A 14975-nucleotide genomic window follows, 5' to 3' on the forward strand; every position below is an offset into this window, starting at 1 on the left:
TTTCTTGCCTCTAACTTGATATCAGGAATGTTGTTCTGTCAACTGAGTTGCGTTTTTAATCATACTAATGAGGATTTGTGAGAAAATTGTTTTTTTTCAGTATGTTGGCGTATTTTTTCGATCATCAGAACTGGAAAGAAGCGTGATATTTAAATCAAGATTTCCGATTTTGATTTTTCAGACGTGCAGCCGCATGATGATATCGCGTCCGTGATTTCCGAAGCCGCGGCCGAAAATATTGACGCCGCCGGTATGGCCGGCATTCTCGGCGATACCGACCCGGAGCCGGATGGAGGAATGCTGGGCAAGCGCGAGATCGCTGAGCGTGACATTCGATGCGGCGATACCGTCGATGAAGGTTCCGCGCGTGGAGATGCGCCAGGTCTTCATCATCCCATATTGCGAGCCCTCGAGCTTCCACCATGCCGGCGTGAAGGCGCCGCGCTTGTCGCCGTAGTCGCCAGGAGACGTCCAGGTTCCAATGGCCATTCCATTGACCCAGAGCGTTATGTCCGAGGGCCAGTCCGGATTGGTGCCCGGCACCTCGGACGACAGCTCCAGCGAAAACTCGATGGCGCGGATATCCTTGTTCAACACCTTGGCGTTGTTGGGGAATTTATATTCCACATATCCCCTGCCGAACCAGACGAGCCCGGCCTGCATGCGCTGCGGATCCAGGAAATAGTCAGGGACATCGAGCGGGCCGATGACGCTCTCGGTGGAGCAAAGACCGCATGGCGCATGGACGTCACAACTGGTGTAGAGCCCGACCGGCATCTCGACTTCGATAATATTATTGGCCCTTTGGGCGGCACTTTCCTCAAAGCTGATCAGAATTTCGCTGTAGATCGCAGAGCAGATCTTCTGGTTTCCCTTGCGCGCCTTCGTCAGCTGGGAATCCACAAGCCGGGCGTCTTCCAAGATCTGGATCCCGGTGGCGACGGTCGATTGAGGAAGAGAAAGAGCACGCGCGATGTCGTTGATATTCATCGGCCCTTTGGCGCAAAGCAGCTTGAGCATCTCGAGCCGGGCCGGTGCGGAAAGCGCACGTATCGCATCATTATTCTCGCCGGCGGCAATCGTCAAAAACGAGCGTTCCATCATTCCCCCACTATTTCCGATGAAATGATGTATATCGGAAATTATGATACATCAAGTGGGAATACTTCGCCCGTTTGATTGTTATTGTTGAGAAAGACGTCATTGGTCCCTGAGCGCGGCAGATGCCCCGCTCAGTCTCGCGGCGGGCATTTCTTAAAACTCCAGATGTCCTAGTGCCCGGTCGCCTCGGCCTCCAGATCGGCATCGGTCAGGGTCCCCAGGAACGCGACGATGTCGTCGATCTCGGGATCGGCGAGGGCGGGTGCATCGCCCGGCTTCCTGCCGAAGGGCGGATCCTGGTTGACGTTGTCCCAATAAGCCTGCGGCAGGTCGTCATATTTCCGGATCGTGCCGTCTGAATTTTTCGGGTACCAACGGCCGGGATCGCTGTCGCGCGTCGCATAGAAGGAGACGACGTCGCGCAGCGAGTGGAAATAGCCGTTGTGGAAGAAGCTCTTCTTCAGCGCGACATTGCGCAGCGTCGGGGTGCGGAACAGGCCGCAATATTCGCGGCGTCCGGCAAAGTCGGTGCGCTGGGGGCCGCAAAGACCGAGATCGTGATAGGTGGGGTCACTGTTGGCCGGTATCGCCATGTTGCGGGGTGCGGCGAGCCCGAGGAAGCCGAAATCGGAAAATTGCGGCGGCTCGCCGTCATTGGCGGGCTCGCTTAAGTGACAGCTCGAACAGTTGCCCTTGGCGGGATCCTCGAACAATTGTCGTCCGTGCAGCTCCTGCGCCGTCAGCGTTGCCTTGCCGGCGAGAAAGGCGTCGTAGCGGCTGGAATAGGGATAGAAATCCAGGCCGCTCTGTTCGAACGTGGCGAGCGCCTCGGCGGCGGCATCGAAGGCGTCCTCAGGATTGTCGAACACCGTCTCGCCGAAGGCAGCCTTGATATCGCCGGCATAGGCAGCCTTCTGCAGCTTCGCCGCCACCTCGGCTGCATCCTTGTTGCCCATCTCGAAGGGTGAGAGCAGCGGGATCTTCGCCTGATCGGCGCCGTGATCGACCCGGCCGTCCCAGGTCAGGCCGCCCGTCGGGCCATTGTCGACGCTCTCGTCGCCCTCGTCCTCGGAATCGTAGTAATGCTCGGTGAAGGACGGCACCGATTGCAGGTAACGCAGCGTCGGAACGGCCCGCAGCCCCGGCTGGTCCCGATGCTCGCCGCCCATTTCGACCGGCATGGCCGATGCTGGGCCGGAGGCGTGAGCCGGATCATGGCAGGACGCGCAGGCCTGGAGCCCCGAGGCCGACAGCGAGGGATCTGAGAATATCTTGCGGCCGAGCGCGCCGAGCGTTTCGGCCCGGGCAAAGGCCTCGGTGCGCGACATCGGCCCGGGATGAACGCCGGCGGCAGCCGCCGCGCTGCTTTGCCGCAGGGGAAGAAGGGCAAGACCAAGCGCCACGGCACCCATGCTGACGGCCAGGCCGGACCGCACAAGCCAGATGGTCTTCGTCGTCATGATAAGGATTCCAATAAGTTGGGGCCGGTTTGCGCTATGATCGAACCCCGCTGCAACAAATTGATGACGGCCATCCTCCTGCGGCATCACGGCAAGTCCTGATGTCACAAAGTTGATAGACGGCGGGAATAGCGTCAGCGCGCCCCCGAGCGTTCTCCGCTCCCTCTAGCCAACGCCCCTAGCCATGAGGTACTCCCCGTGAAAAGACTGAAACTCCTCCATTCCATCTGTCTCGCCGGATCGGCCATCGTGCCGTTTGCCATGGCGACGGCAGCCCATGCGGCGCCCGCCGGTTACGACAAGATCGACAATGTCGTCGTCATCTATGCCGAAAACCGCAGCTTCGATAATCTCTACGGCAGCTTTCCCGGCGCCGATGGGCTCTCGAACGCGACCGCCGATCGCGCCCGCCAGCTCGACCGCGACGGCCAGCCGCTGTCCGAACTGCCGCCGGCCTGGGGCGGGCTGACCGCCAAGGGTGTCTCGCCTGCCGTCACCGAGGCACAGTCGGCCCATCTTGCCAACGCCTCCTTCGCGATCGACGATCCGAAGGGTTTCGCAGAGGCGCCTTCGGTCATCACCCGCGACCTCTGGCATCGCTTCTACCAGGAGCAGATGCAGATCGACGGCGGCAAGAACGACAAGTTCGTCGCCTGGGCCGATTCCGGCAGCCTCGTCATGGGCCATTACGACGGCTCCATCCTGCCGATGTGGCAGGTTGCCAAGAAATACGTCATGGCCGACAACTTCTTCCAGGGCGCCTTCGGCGGTTCGTTCCTCAACCACTTCGCGCTGGTCTGCGCCTGCGCGCCCTATTATCCGGATGCCGACAAGAGCCCGGCCAAGCCCACCATCGCCAAGGTCGACGCGGACGGCACGTCGCTGACCGTGGCGGAAAACGCCCCGAAGTCGGCGCTGGAGGGCGCACCGAAATTCGTCTCCGACGGCACGCTGACGCCTGACTTATACGCCGTCAACACCATGCAGCCGCCCTACCAGCCGAGCGCCAATCCGCCGGCCAAGGACGGCGATCCGGCCTATGCCGATCCCGCCGCCGCAACGACGCTGCCGCCGCAGCATGAAATCACCATCGGCGATCTCATGTCGCTGAAGGGCGTCAGCTGGGCCTGGTATAGCGGCGCCTGGCAGGCAGCCCTGGATGGCAAGAATGCCACCCCGGTACCGAATTTCCAGTTCCATCACCAGCCGTTCAATTATTTCGCCAATTTCGCGCCCGGCACGCCTGCGCGTGCCGAACATCTGAAAGATGGCGGCCTTGCCGGCGAAGCCTTCCTTAGGGATATCGACGATGGCAAGCTGCCGGCGGTTTCTTTCTACAAGCCGCAGGGCAACCTCAACGAACATGGCGGCTACGCCGATGTTTCGAGCGGCGACCAGCATCTTGCCGATATCGTTTCCCACCTCGAGAAGAGCCCGCAATGGGCCCATATGCTCGTCATCGTCACTTATGACGAGAATGGCGGCTTCTGGGATCACGTCGCGCCGCCGAAGGCCGATCGCTGGGGTCCGGGCAACCGTATTCCGGCCTTCATCATCTCGCCCTTCGCCAAGGGCGGGATGGTCGATCACACCCAGTACGACACGACGTCGATCATCCGCTTCATCACCGCGCGCTACGATCTGCCGGTGCTGCCCGGCATCCTCGCCCGCGACAAGGCGCTTGGCAATAACGACCGGCCGCCGATGGGCGACCTCACAGCTGCGCTCGACCTGACGCATTGACCGATTACGAGCGGCCCCGGCGCTGACTGGGGCCGCTCTGTCCCAATTTGCTGTCAGCGCCGCAGCAGCGGACGCAACGCGGCCTGCGTTTCCTTCAGCAGTGGCAGATAGCGTTCCTTCATCTCCGCCGCCGGGACGAGGGCGGCCGGCGCGCCGATGTTTATTGCCGCGACCGTTTCGCCGCGGTCGTTGTCAACAGGCACGGCAATGGAGCAGAGGCCGATCTCCAGCTCCTGATCGATGATGGCGTAACCCTCAGTGCGGACGCGGCGGAATTCGGCGATCAGCTCGTCCGGATCGGTCTTCGTATTCACAGTGTTTTGCTTCAGCTCGCTGCGGGCAACGATGGCGCGCGCTTCGCTCTCTGGAAGGGCTGCAAGCAGCACACGGCCCATCGAGGCGCAATAGGCGGGCAGGCGGCTGCCGGGGGTCAAGTTGATCGACATGACACGGCGCTGCGAGGCGCGGGCGATATAGACAATATCTGTGCCGTCGAGCACCGAGGCCGAGGCGCTCTGGCCGGCCTTCTCCGAGAGATGATCGAGATGCGGCTGCAACAGCGCCGGCAGCGGCGTCGCCGCGAGATAGGCATGGCCAAGACGCAGGATCTTCGGCGACAGCGTGAAAAACTTGCCGTCATAATCGGCATAACCGAGCTCGGCGAGCGTTAGCAGAGAGCGACGCACAGTGGCGCGGTCAAGCTCCGTCAGCTTGGCGGCCTCGGCGATGGAAAGCCGCTGCCGCGTTTCGCCGAAAGCTTCGATGACCTTCAGGCCGCGGGCGAAGCCGCTGACGAAATCCGTTTCGCGCATGGGTCCAGTCTCCAATGGATTCATTTCATTTTGTGCGATATATGAACAAATGTCAAATATCGCACAAATACATTGCCGGCTGGCACGCCGCCCTTTATGTCTAGGGGAAAGGACGGGATGGAGAGTTCCCGGCCGCATCTAGCCAAGGAGAGATCCCGCATGGACAAGACAGTCGGGAGCACGGCGGAAGCCGTCTCTGAGATCGGGGATGGCGCGACCGTCATGATCGGTGGTTTTGGTGGCTCGGGCGCGCCGATCGAGCTTATTCATGCCTTGATCGACAAGGGCTCGAAGGGCCTCACTGTGATCAACAACAATGCCGGCAACGGGCGCATCGGTATCGCCGCGATGATCGATGCCGGCATGGTCAGAAAGATGATCTGCTCTTTCCCGCGTTCGTCGGATCCGCGCGCCTTTACCGATAAATATCTGGCCGGCGAAATCGAGCTCGAGCTGGTGCCGCAGGGAACGCTTGCCGAGCGCATCCGCGCCGGCGGGGCCGGCATCCCGGCCTTTTATACGCCGACGGCCTACGGCACCGAACTTGCCAACGGCAAGGTCATCGCCGAATTCGATGGCCGTCATTACGTGCAAGAGCGCTGGCTGAAGGCCGACTTCGCGATCGTCAAGGCTGCGATCGGCGACATCCAGGGCAATCTCACCTACAACAAGGCTGGCCGCAACTTCAATCCGCTGATGTGCATGGCGGCGGCGAAGACCATCGTCCAGGTCTCATCCATCGTACCGGCCGGCGGCATCGATCCCGAACAGGTGGTGACACCAGGCATCTTCGTCGACCGCGTCGTCGCTGTTCCCAATCCCCAGCAGGAAGAAGAGCTCATTCGAGCCGGAGTGGCCTACGTATGACCATCGACACTCGCCCCATTAACACCCGTGAAGACATCAAGCTTTCCAATGCGCAGATCGCCTGGCGCGCCGCGCAGGACATCGCCGACGGCGCCTATGTCAACCTCGGCATCGGCTTTCCCGAAATGGTCGCCCGTTATCAGCCGCCTGGCCGTCAGGCGATCTTCCACACCGAAAACGGCATCCTGAATTTCGGCGAGCCGCCGGCGGCAGGCGAGGAAGACTGGGACCTGATCAACGCCGGCAAGAAGGCGGTGACGCTGAAGCCGGGCGCTTCCTTCTTCCATCACGCCGACAGCTTCGCCATGGTGCGCGGCGGCCATCTCGACGTCGCAATCCTCGGCGCCTATCAGGTCGCCCAGAATGGCGACCTCGCCAACTGGCGGGTGGGCACCAAGGGCGTGCCGGCCGTCGGCGGCGCAATGGACCTGGTGCACGGCGCCAAGCAGGTCTGCGTCATCACCGAGCACGTCACCAAAACAGGTGAGCCGAAGCTGGTGGAGACATGCACATTCCCGCTGACTGGCGTCGCCTGCATCACACGCGTCTATACCAGCCATGCCGTCATCGACATCGTCAAGGGACGCTTCGTCCTGCGCGAGAAGCTTGCTGCGATGTCGCAAGAGGAATTGCAGGCGATGACCGGCGCGCCGCTGCATGTCGACGGGCCGGTCGGCGATCTCGTCGTCCCCAAACTCTGAGGAAAAGCCATGACCGAAGCCTTTATCTGCGACTATGTCAGAACGCCGATCGGCCGTTTCGCCGGCTCGCTGTCCCAGGTGCGCGCCGACGATCTCGGCGCAATCCCGCTGAAGGTGCTGATGCAACGAAATGCCGCCGTCGATTGGGACGCCGTCGACGATGTGATCTTCGGCTGCGCCAACCAGGCGGGTGAGGATAACCGCAATGTCGCGCGCATGTCGGCCCTGCTGGCCGGCCTGCCGATCGCCGTCCCCGGCACGACGATCAACCGGCTCTGCGGCTCCGGCATGGATGCGGTGATCACCGCGGCGCGCGCCATCCGCGCCGGCGAGGCCGAGCTGATGGTCGCTGGCGGCGTCGAGAGCATGTCGCGCGCGCCGTTCGTCATGCCGAAGGCCGAGACGGCCTTTTCACGTGCGGCCGAAATCCATGACACGACGATCGGCTGGCGTTTCGTCAACCCGCTGATGAAGAAGCAGTACGGCGTCGATTCCATGCCGGAGACCGGCGAGAATGTCGCTGAGGACTATCATGTCAGCCGCGAGGATCAGGATGCGTTTGCCGTGCGAAGCCAGGCGAAGGCAGCCGCCGCCCAGGCGAACGGACGGCTGGCGAAGGAGATCACCCCGGTGAGCATTCCGCAGCGCAAGGGTGATCCCGTTGTCGTCGACAAGGACGAGCATCCGCGTGCCACGACGATCGAAACGCTGGCGAAACTCGCGACACCTTTCAAGAAGGAAGGCGGCACGGTGACGGCAGGCAATGCCTCCGGCGTCAATGACGGGGCGGCGGCGCTGATCGTCGCCTCCGAAGCGGCGGCGCGGAAATACGGCCTGACGCCGATCGCGCGCATCCTCGGCGGCGCGGCTGCCGCGGTTCCGCCAAGGGTGATGGGTGTCGGGCCGATCCCGGCCTCGCGCAAGCTGATGGCTCGGCTCGGCATGACCGCGGAGCAGTTCGACGTGATCGAACTCAACGAGGCCTTCGCCAGCCAGGGGCTGGCGGTGCTGCGCGCGCTGGGCGTTGCCGATGATGACGCGCGGGTGAACCGCAATGGCGGCGCGATCGCGCTCGGCCATCCGCTTGGCATGTCGGGCGCACGCATCACCGGCACGGCAGCACTTGAGCTTCTGGAGACCGGCGGAAAATACTCGCTGTCGACCATGTGCATCGGCGTCGGGCAGGGGATTGCGATAGCACTTGAAAGGGTTTGAGGTCGGGACGTTTCCAGCTTTTGCCGGAGGCTTTCGACCCGTTGCTCGGCGCGCCCGGTTTCGCTAGAAATCGGACATGCTGATCCGACCCGCAGACAAGAATGATCAAGGCGCCATCTGGAGGATCATCGGTCCGACGATCCGCGCCGGCGAAACCTATGCGCTCGATCGCGATCTGAGCGAAGCCGATGCGCTGGCCTACTGGATGGGACCGGACCGCGAGACCTTCGTCGCCGAAGAGGATGGCGTGATCCTCGGCACATATTACATCAAGGCCAATCAGGCAGGCGGCGGCCGGCATGTCTGCAATTGCGGTTACATGACCGATGCTGCGGCAAGCGGCCGTGGCGTCGCCCGGCTGATGCATGAGCATTCCCTGGACCATGCCCGCTTGCGGGGCTTTCGGGCGATGCAGTTCAATTTCGTCGTCAGCAGCAATGAGCGTGCGGTGGCGCTGTGGCAATCTCTCGGCTTCGATATCATCGGCCGGCTTCCTGGTGTCTTCCTTCATCCCACCGAGGGTTACGTCGACGCATTGGTGATGTTTCGCACGCTTTAGCGGCCACATCGTGCGGCGAAAAAAGATGTGAGCGCGCTGTCGAAATCGCAATCGCCCAAACGTCTTTAGATCGCAGGCGCGAAATGCGGTAGGCTTGCCGCATGCGTCGCGATCACTCTGTCGGCATGGAGGTTATGAAGCCATGAGTGTTTCCTATCGTTGGGTCATCGTCGCTGCGGGCGCATTGATGACATGTGTTGCGCTCGGCGCGATGTTCTCGCTGGCGATTTTCCAGGAGCCGATCGCCACGGCGACCGGCTGGTCGCATGTCGGCATAGCGAGCGCAATGACGCTGAATTTCATCGTCATGGGTTTCGGCGGCTTCTTCTGGGGTGCGGCAAGCGACCGTTTCGGCCCGCGCGTGGTCGTGCTGATAGGCTCCGTTCTGCTCGGCCTGGCGCTGGTCCTGGCGAGCCGCGCCGAGACGCTGCTGCAGTTTCAACTGACCTACGGCATCCTCGTCGGACTGGCCGCCAGCACGTTTTTCGCGCCGATGATCGCGGCGACGACCGCCTGGTTCGACGAAAATCGCGGCCTTGCGGTGTCGCTGGTCTCCGCCGGCATGGGCGTCGCGCCGATGACGATCTCACCTTTCGCGCGTTGGCTGATCTCAACCTATGAATGGCGGCCTGCCATGCTGATCATCGGCGTTGCCGCCTGGGTGCTGCTGGTGCCGGCGGCACTTCTCGTCAGGCGCCCGCCTGCCGAGACCGCCGATACCGGAACCGAGTTCGCGGCCGACGGCGCCCGGCCGCAACTGTCGAAAGTATTTCGATCGCCGCAATTCATCGTGCTTGGCCTGACCTTCGCAGCTTGCTGCGCAGCACATTCCGGGCCGATCTTCCACATGGTGAACTATGCGACAATCTGCGGCGTAGCACCTATGGCCGCTGTCAGCATCTACAGCGTCGAGGGCCTGGCGGGACTGGGCGGCCGGCTGCTCTATGGCAGCCTTGCCGACAGGATCGGGGTGAAGCCGGTGCTGGTCGCCGGGCTGCTGGTGCAGGCGGCAGCGCTGGCGACCTATCTCTTGGTCAGCCAGCTCGGCGAATTCTACGCGCTCGCCATCGTCTTCGGCAGCGCCTATGGCGGTGTAATGCCGCTCTATGCCGTGCTGGCGCGGGAATATTTCGGGCCACGCATCATCGGCACGGTCTTCGGTGCGGCGACGATGCTCTCCAGCCTCGGCATGGCCTTCGGCCCTCTCATCGGCGGCTGGATATTCGACACTTTTGCCAATTATTCCTGGCTGTTCATCGGTTCCGCCATGGTCGGGCTGGGGGCTGCGGCGATAGCGCTGGCATTCCCGCCTCTCGCCCGGCAAAAGCCGCAGCCGGCCTTTGGCGTGGCTCCGTAACGAGACCCTTTTCGGTTCTCGCAGGCAACCGCAGGCGGCCGTCGGTGACGATGGCCGTTTGCATGAAGACCGCCTAACGCTCCTATGGCGATGCAATCTCCCGCTTTCGTGCATTGCCCTTCGTCGATTTCCCCTGATAAGTCTTCTCCTATTCGTTTCATCACCTATGTCTTTGGTTTTTCGGGAGGCAATCGTCGCCATGGTCGAACTTGCGCAATCGCTCGCATCCATCAAGCTGCCGGACTTGTCCGGCAAAGCCGTGCTGATCACCGGCGCCTCGACCGGGATCGGCGCGGCACTCGCCCGCGCCTTTGCGGCTCAAGGGGCCAAGGTCGGTGTGCATTACAATGCCAGCCGCGAACCGGCGGAGAAGCTTGCCGACGAGATCCGGGCTGCCGGCGGCACCGTGCATCTGATCCAGGGCGACGTGTCGAGGGAAGGTGAGACCGAGCGTGTCGTCGAGGAGACGGCGAAGACCTTCGGTCATCTCGACGGGCTCATCAACAATGCCGGCGGCATGCTGGGGCGCAAGCCGACCTCGGACTATACCGATGCGCATTATGCCGCGGTTATGGATCTCAACGCCCGCTCGGTGCTTGCGGCAACGCGTGCGGCGCATCCGTGGCTGAAAAAGCAGGGTGGCTTCATCATCAACACCACCTCGATCGCCGCGCGCAATGGCGGCGGCAATGGCGCGATCCTGTATGCGGCGTCGAAAGGGTTCGTCTCGACGATCACGCGCGGTCATGCCAAGGAATTCGTCGCCGACGGAATCCGAGTCAACGCGGTGGCGCCGGGCGTTATCGCCACGCCCTTCCACGAGCGTTATACCAATGACGAGCAGATGGAGCTGCAGCGCAAATCGATCCCGATGGGTTTCGTCGGCACATCAGAGGATTGCGTCGGCGCCTATCTGTTTCTGGCTTCGCCGACGCTGTCGGGCTACATCACCGGCCAGATCATCGAGGTCAATGGCGGCCAACTGATGCCGTAGGACCGTCCTTCGGCGCGCAACATCGTTCCCTTTTGCCTTTCATGAGGGAACTTTCGAACCGCCGTTACGTTATCCGCTTGGTCTTTTTACCAAGCGGGGCATTATGAGCTACTCATTTTCGGAACTCGACTTCCTCAAGCCGGAGCTCGGGGCGGAATATATTGGCTCGGGCACCCATTTCGCCATCTTCTCGGCCCATGCGGAGCAGATTGAGCTCTGCCTCTTCTCGCCTGATGGAAAGAAGGAGGTCGCCCGGTTGCCGCTGCCAAAGCGCGAAGGCGACATCTGGTCCGGATATATTGCCGGCGTCGGACCGGGCACGGTCTACGGCTATCGCGCTCATGGTCCCTACGATCCTGCCGCCGGCCATCGCTTCAATCCGAACAAGCTGCTGCTCGATCCCTATGCCAAACAGGTCACGGGCGAGCTGATGTGGGACGATGCGCTGTTCGGTTATCAGATCGGCGAGGACGACCTTTCCTTCGACGAGCGCGACAGCGCCCCCTTCATGGTCAAGGGCGTGGTGCAGGATCCGGATTTCGACTGGGCGGGGGAAGAGGCGATCCGCCGTCCCTGGCCCGACACCATCATCTACGAAGCGCATGTGCGCGGCCTGATGATGACGCATCCAAAGGTGCCCGACCGGCTGCGCGGCACCTTCCTCGGCATGTGCAGCGATCCGATCATCGACCATCTCGTCAAGCTCGGCATCTCGGCGATCGAGCTGCTGCCGATCCAGTATTTCCTCGACGATCGCTATCTCCTGGAAAACAACCTCAGCAACTATTGGGGCTACCAGACGCTCGGCTTCTTCGCACCGCAATCGCGCTACATGTCCGGCGACAAGATCACCGAGATCAAGACCATGGTGAAGAAGTTTCATGCCGCCGGCATCGAAGTCATCATGGACGTGGTCTATAACCACACCGCCGAAGGCAGCGAAAAAGGCCCGACACTGTCCTTCCGCGGGCTCGACAATGCGAGCTATTACATTCTCTCCCCCGATGATCCGCGCCATACCTTCGATACGACGGGTACCGGCAATACGCTGAATGTCGCCAACCCGATGGTCATGCGCATGGTGCTCGACAGCCTGCGCTACTGGGTGGGCGTCATGCACATCGACGGCTTCCGTTTCGATCTCGCCAGCACGCTCGGGCGGCAGGATCTGGAATTCGATCGCCAAGGCGGCTTCTTCGGCGCCATCCGGCAGGATCCGATGCTGTCGGGCGTCAAGTTGATCGCCGAACCCTGGGATATCGGCGAGGGCGGTTATCAGGTCGGCGGCTTCCCGCATCCCTTCCGCGAATGGAACGACAAGTTCCGCGACGATGTCCGCCGCTTCTGGAAGGGTGATGGCGGCATGGTGTCGGAACTGGCGGCGCGCGTCACCGGCTCGGCGCCGCAGTTCAACCATTCCGACCGGGGAGCGACCTCCTCGATCAATCTTCTGTCGGCCCATGACGGCTTCACGCTGATGGACACGGTCTCCTTCAACGACAAGCACAACGAGGCGAATGGCGAGGATAACCGGGACGGCCATTCGGATAATCATTCCGACAATATGGGTGCCGAGGGTGCGACCGATAATGCCGATATCAACGCCGCGCGGGCACGGCGGCGGCGCAACATGATGGCGACGCTGATGCTCTCCCAGGGCGTGCCGATGATCCTCGCCGGCGACGAGCTCGGCAACAGCCAGGACGGCAACAACAACGCCTATTGCCAGGACAACGAAATCGGCTGGACCGATTGGGCAGGGCTCGACGATCCTTTCCTCGATTTCTGCCGGCAGGCAGTCGCCTTCCGCAAGGCCCATCCCGTTCTGCGGCAGGAGCGGTTCCTGACCGGCGAAACCGGCGAGGACGGCCGCATCGAGATCGCCTGGTACAGACCGGACGGCGGCTTCATGGATGACGGTGCCTGGAACGATGATGAGCTGCGGGTGCTCGGCGTCTATCTCTCGAAGAGCGCGAATGCGCCCGAGACCGAGACGATGGATGACCTCTTCCTCATCTTCAATGCCGGCGGCGACTGCGAATTCCACGTGCCGGAGGTAAATGGACTGACGAAATGGTCGCGGATTGCCGACACCGGGGCGGAGAGGGATGCCTTTAAGGTTCGCGATCAGGATAATCCGGTCATGGTCTATGCCCAGAGCGTGGCCGTCTTTGCGCCGGAGGGGCAGACCGAGCCGCTGAAGGACATGACCAAGGCCGGGCGCCGGTGGTGGTTTCAGTTCGGCCGCAGGAGCAAGTAACGGGTCGCAGAGAACATGAATGCCGAAGCCATCACCGACCTTGGTCTCGTCTATGTCAGCGATACTGAACCAGGCATCCGCAGACGAAGGAAAGGCAAGGGCTTCAGTTATGTGATGCCCGACGGCACGACGCTGGCCGACGAGTTGCAGCGGGCGCGCATCGGCGCGCTCGGCCTGCCGCCGGCCTACGAGAATGTCTGGATCTGCCTCTACGAAAACGGCCATCTGCAGGCGACGGGCTTCGATGCGCGCGGGCGCAAGCAATACCGCTACCACAAGGAATGGCAATCCTTCCGAAGTGCGGGAAAATTCCATCAGCTGATCGAGTTCGGCCGGGCGCTGCCTCGGATACGCCGTACCGTGTTGCGACATCTCGACACCGGTGCGGAGGATGTCAACGGCGTGCTTGCGGCTTTGACGACGCTGCTTGACGAGGCGCACTTACGCGTCGGCAACCAGGCCTATGTCAGGGAGAACGGCACCTATGGCGCAACGACGCTGCTGAAGCGCCACCTGAAGATCGTCGACGGGCAGATAGAGCTGAAATTCCGCGCCAAGGGTGGCAAGCGCGTCCAGCGCAGCCTCAAGCACCCCAGGCTGCAGAAGATCCTGGAGGAGATAGCGGACCTGCCCGGCCGCCAGCTCTTCGTCTGGAAGGACGAAAGCGGGACGCTGAAGCCAATCGATTCCGGACGGTTGAACGCCTACCTCGCCGAGATATCGGGGGTTCCCATTTCGGCGAAGACCTTCCGCACCTGGGCAGGCTCGCTGGCGGCCTTTGGAGCGGCGCGCGAGGCGATTGTCGGCGGCGGCCGGCCGACGGTAAAGCAGATGTCGGAGGCCGCGGCAGAGGCGCTGCACAACACACCTGCGATCTCGCGCTCGAGCTATATCCATCCCGCGATCATCGCGCTCGCCGGCAACGATCATCCGCTGATCGAGAGCGGCAACGAACCATTGCGGGGCTTGCGGGCCGAGGAAAACAGGCTACTTGATTTCCTCAAAAGCGAGATCGAAGAATGAGCCCCAGACACCCACCGGCATCTGATGTATCGCTGACACATCCCGACCGGCTCTACTGGCCGGACGAAGGCGTGACCAAGCAGGCGCTGGTGGATTACTACATCGCGGTCTGGCCATTCATGGCGCCTTATGTCGTCAACCGGCCCTTAGCACTGCTGCGCCTGCCGGACGGGATAAAAAGCCACCAGCGGTTTTTCCAGAAACATGCCTGGAAGGGCATGAATCCGCATATCGAGGAGATTGCCGACCCAGAGGATCGGGACGGCGAAAAGCTGCTGCGCATTGCCGATTTCAACGGCCTCATTGCGCTGGTGCAGTCGGCCGTGCTCGAAATTCATCCCTGGGGCGTCACGACCGACGATTGGGAACAACCCGATATGATCACCATGGACCTCGATCCCGGGGAGGACGTGGCCTGGAGCGCTGTGATTTCAGCAGCGCTTGAATTGAAGGCGCGGCTGGAAGCACGTGGGCTGGCCGCCTTCGTCAAGACGTCAGGCGGCAAGGGGCTGCATGTGGTGACGCCGCTTGCGCCGAAGGCCGGCTGGGCCGAGGTGAAGGATTTCGCCCATTCACTGGCCGAAAGCATGTCGGCCGACGCGCCGGAAAAATATCTGGCAACCGCGACGAAGGCAAAACGCGGTGGACATATCTACATCGATTATCTCCGCAACGGCCGCGGCAACACGGCGGTCGCGGCCTACTCGACGCGGGCGCGATCGGGTGCGCCGGTTTCGATGCCGCTGGATTGGTCAGAATTGAACGAGGTGAGCGGTCCTGCCGCTTTCACGCTCGGCAACGTGCCGCGGCGATTGGAGACGCGACCGAAGGACCCGTGGGGAAATTTCTTCGAAGCGGCCGTGCCGCTGGAATGAACGGCTCT

The 14975-nt window shown here is 62.1% G+C and carries 13 protein-coding genes; 10 read left to right on the plus strand and 3 right to left on the minus strand.

The annotated features are described in order from the left end of the window. Window positions 1-177 precede the first annotated feature (177 nt). Window positions 178-1104, minus strand: a complete 927-nt coding sequence (locus J3P73_RS29660) for an ArsR/SmtB family transcription factor (RefSeq protein ID WP_011655028.1) — start codon at window positions 1102-1104, stop codon at window positions 178-180. Between the two features lie 167 nt (window positions 1105-1271). Next, the gene (locus J3P73_RS29665) at window positions 1272-2561 is read right to left on the minus strand and encodes a cytochrome-c peroxidase (RefSeq protein WP_130774478.1); all 1290 of its coding nucleotides are present in this window, start codon (window positions 2559-2561) and stop codon (window positions 1272-1274) included. Between the two features lie 198 nt (window positions 2562-2759). Between J3P73_RS29665 and J3P73_RS29670 the strand changes: the two genes are divergently transcribed. Beyond that, on the plus strand, window positions 2760-4304 hold the full coding sequence (locus J3P73_RS29670) for an acid phosphatase (protein ID WP_130774479.1): 1545 nt from the start codon (window positions 2760-2762) through the stop codon (window positions 4302-4304). A 53-nt stretch (window positions 4305-4357) separates the two neighbouring features. Here J3P73_RS29670 and J3P73_RS29675 read toward each other — a convergent pair whose 3' ends face one another. Continuing rightward, entirely contained in the window at window positions 4358-5116 is a 759-nt protein-coding gene (locus J3P73_RS29675) for an IclR family transcriptional regulator domain-containing protein (RefSeq protein ID WP_027690255.1), read from the minus strand. Between the two features lie 159 nt (window positions 5117-5275). On the opposite strand from J3P73_RS29675, the gene J3P73_RS29680 reads away from it, so the two are divergent. The 9 genes from J3P73_RS29680 (at window position 5276) to ligD (ending at window position 14967) form a co-directional block, all read left to right on the plus strand. Further along, on the plus strand, window positions 5276-5983 hold the full coding sequence (locus J3P73_RS29680; protein WP_018071052.1) for a 3-oxoacid CoA-transferase subunit A: 708 nt from the start codon (window positions 5276-5278) through the stop codon (window positions 5981-5983). Further along, window positions 5980-6684 (plus strand): CoA transferase subunit B, encoded by a 705-nt coding sequence (locus J3P73_RS29685; RefSeq protein WP_024319951.1) that lies wholly within the window; start codon window positions 5980-5982, stop codon window positions 6682-6684. The genes J3P73_RS29680 and J3P73_RS29685 overlap by 4 nt, the downstream gene beginning before the upstream one ends. A gap of 9 nt (window positions 6685-6693) precedes the next feature. Further along, window positions 6694-7899, plus strand: a complete 1206-nt coding sequence (pcaF, locus tag J3P73_RS29690; protein WP_024319952.1) for a 3-oxoadipyl-CoA thiolase — start codon at window positions 6694-6696, stop codon at window positions 7897-7899. Between the two features lie 76 nt (window positions 7900-7975). Then, on the plus strand, window positions 7976-8458 hold the full coding sequence (locus J3P73_RS29695) for a GNAT family N-acetyltransferase (RefSeq protein WP_075225846.1): 483 nt from the start codon (window positions 7976-7978) through the stop codon (window positions 8456-8458). Window positions 8459-8600: 142 nt separating this feature from the next. After that, entirely contained in the window at window positions 8601-9815 is a 1215-nt protein-coding gene (locus J3P73_RS29700) for an MFS transporter (protein ID WP_018071056.1), read from the plus strand. Between the two features lie 199 nt (window positions 9816-10014). After that, a complete protein-coding gene (locus J3P73_RS29705; RefSeq protein WP_020397468.1) occupies window positions 10015-10809 on the plus strand; it encodes an SDR family NAD(P)-dependent oxidoreductase in 795 nt (264 codons plus the stop codon). A 103-nt stretch (window positions 10810-10912) separates the two neighbouring features. Next, the gene (gene glgX / locus J3P73_RS29710; RefSeq protein ID WP_130774480.1) at window positions 10913-13069 is read left to right on the plus strand and encodes a glycogen debranching protein GlgX; all 2157 of its coding nucleotides are present in this window, start codon (window positions 10913-10915) and stop codon (window positions 13067-13069) included. A gap of 15 nt (window positions 13070-13084) precedes the next feature. Continuing rightward, window positions 13085-14092 carry a DNA topoisomerase IB gene (locus tag J3P73_RS29715; RefSeq protein WP_130688807.1) on the plus strand — a complete coding sequence of 336 codons (1008 nt, stop codon included), beginning with the start codon at window positions 13085-13087 and terminating at the stop codon, window positions 14090-14092. Then, entirely contained in the window at window positions 14089-14967 is an 879-nt protein-coding gene (gene ligD / locus J3P73_RS29720) for a non-homologous end-joining DNA ligase (RefSeq protein WP_024319958.1), read from the plus strand. Before J3P73_RS29715 ends, ligD begins: the two co-directional genes overlap by 4 nt. The last annotated feature ends 8 nt before the right edge of the window (window positions 14968-14975 follow it).

Source organism: Rhizobium ruizarguesonis, assembly GCF_017357285.1.
GTDB classification, from domain to species: domain Bacteria; phylum Pseudomonadota; class Alphaproteobacteria; order Rhizobiales; family Rhizobiaceae; genus Rhizobium; species Rhizobium ruizarguesonis.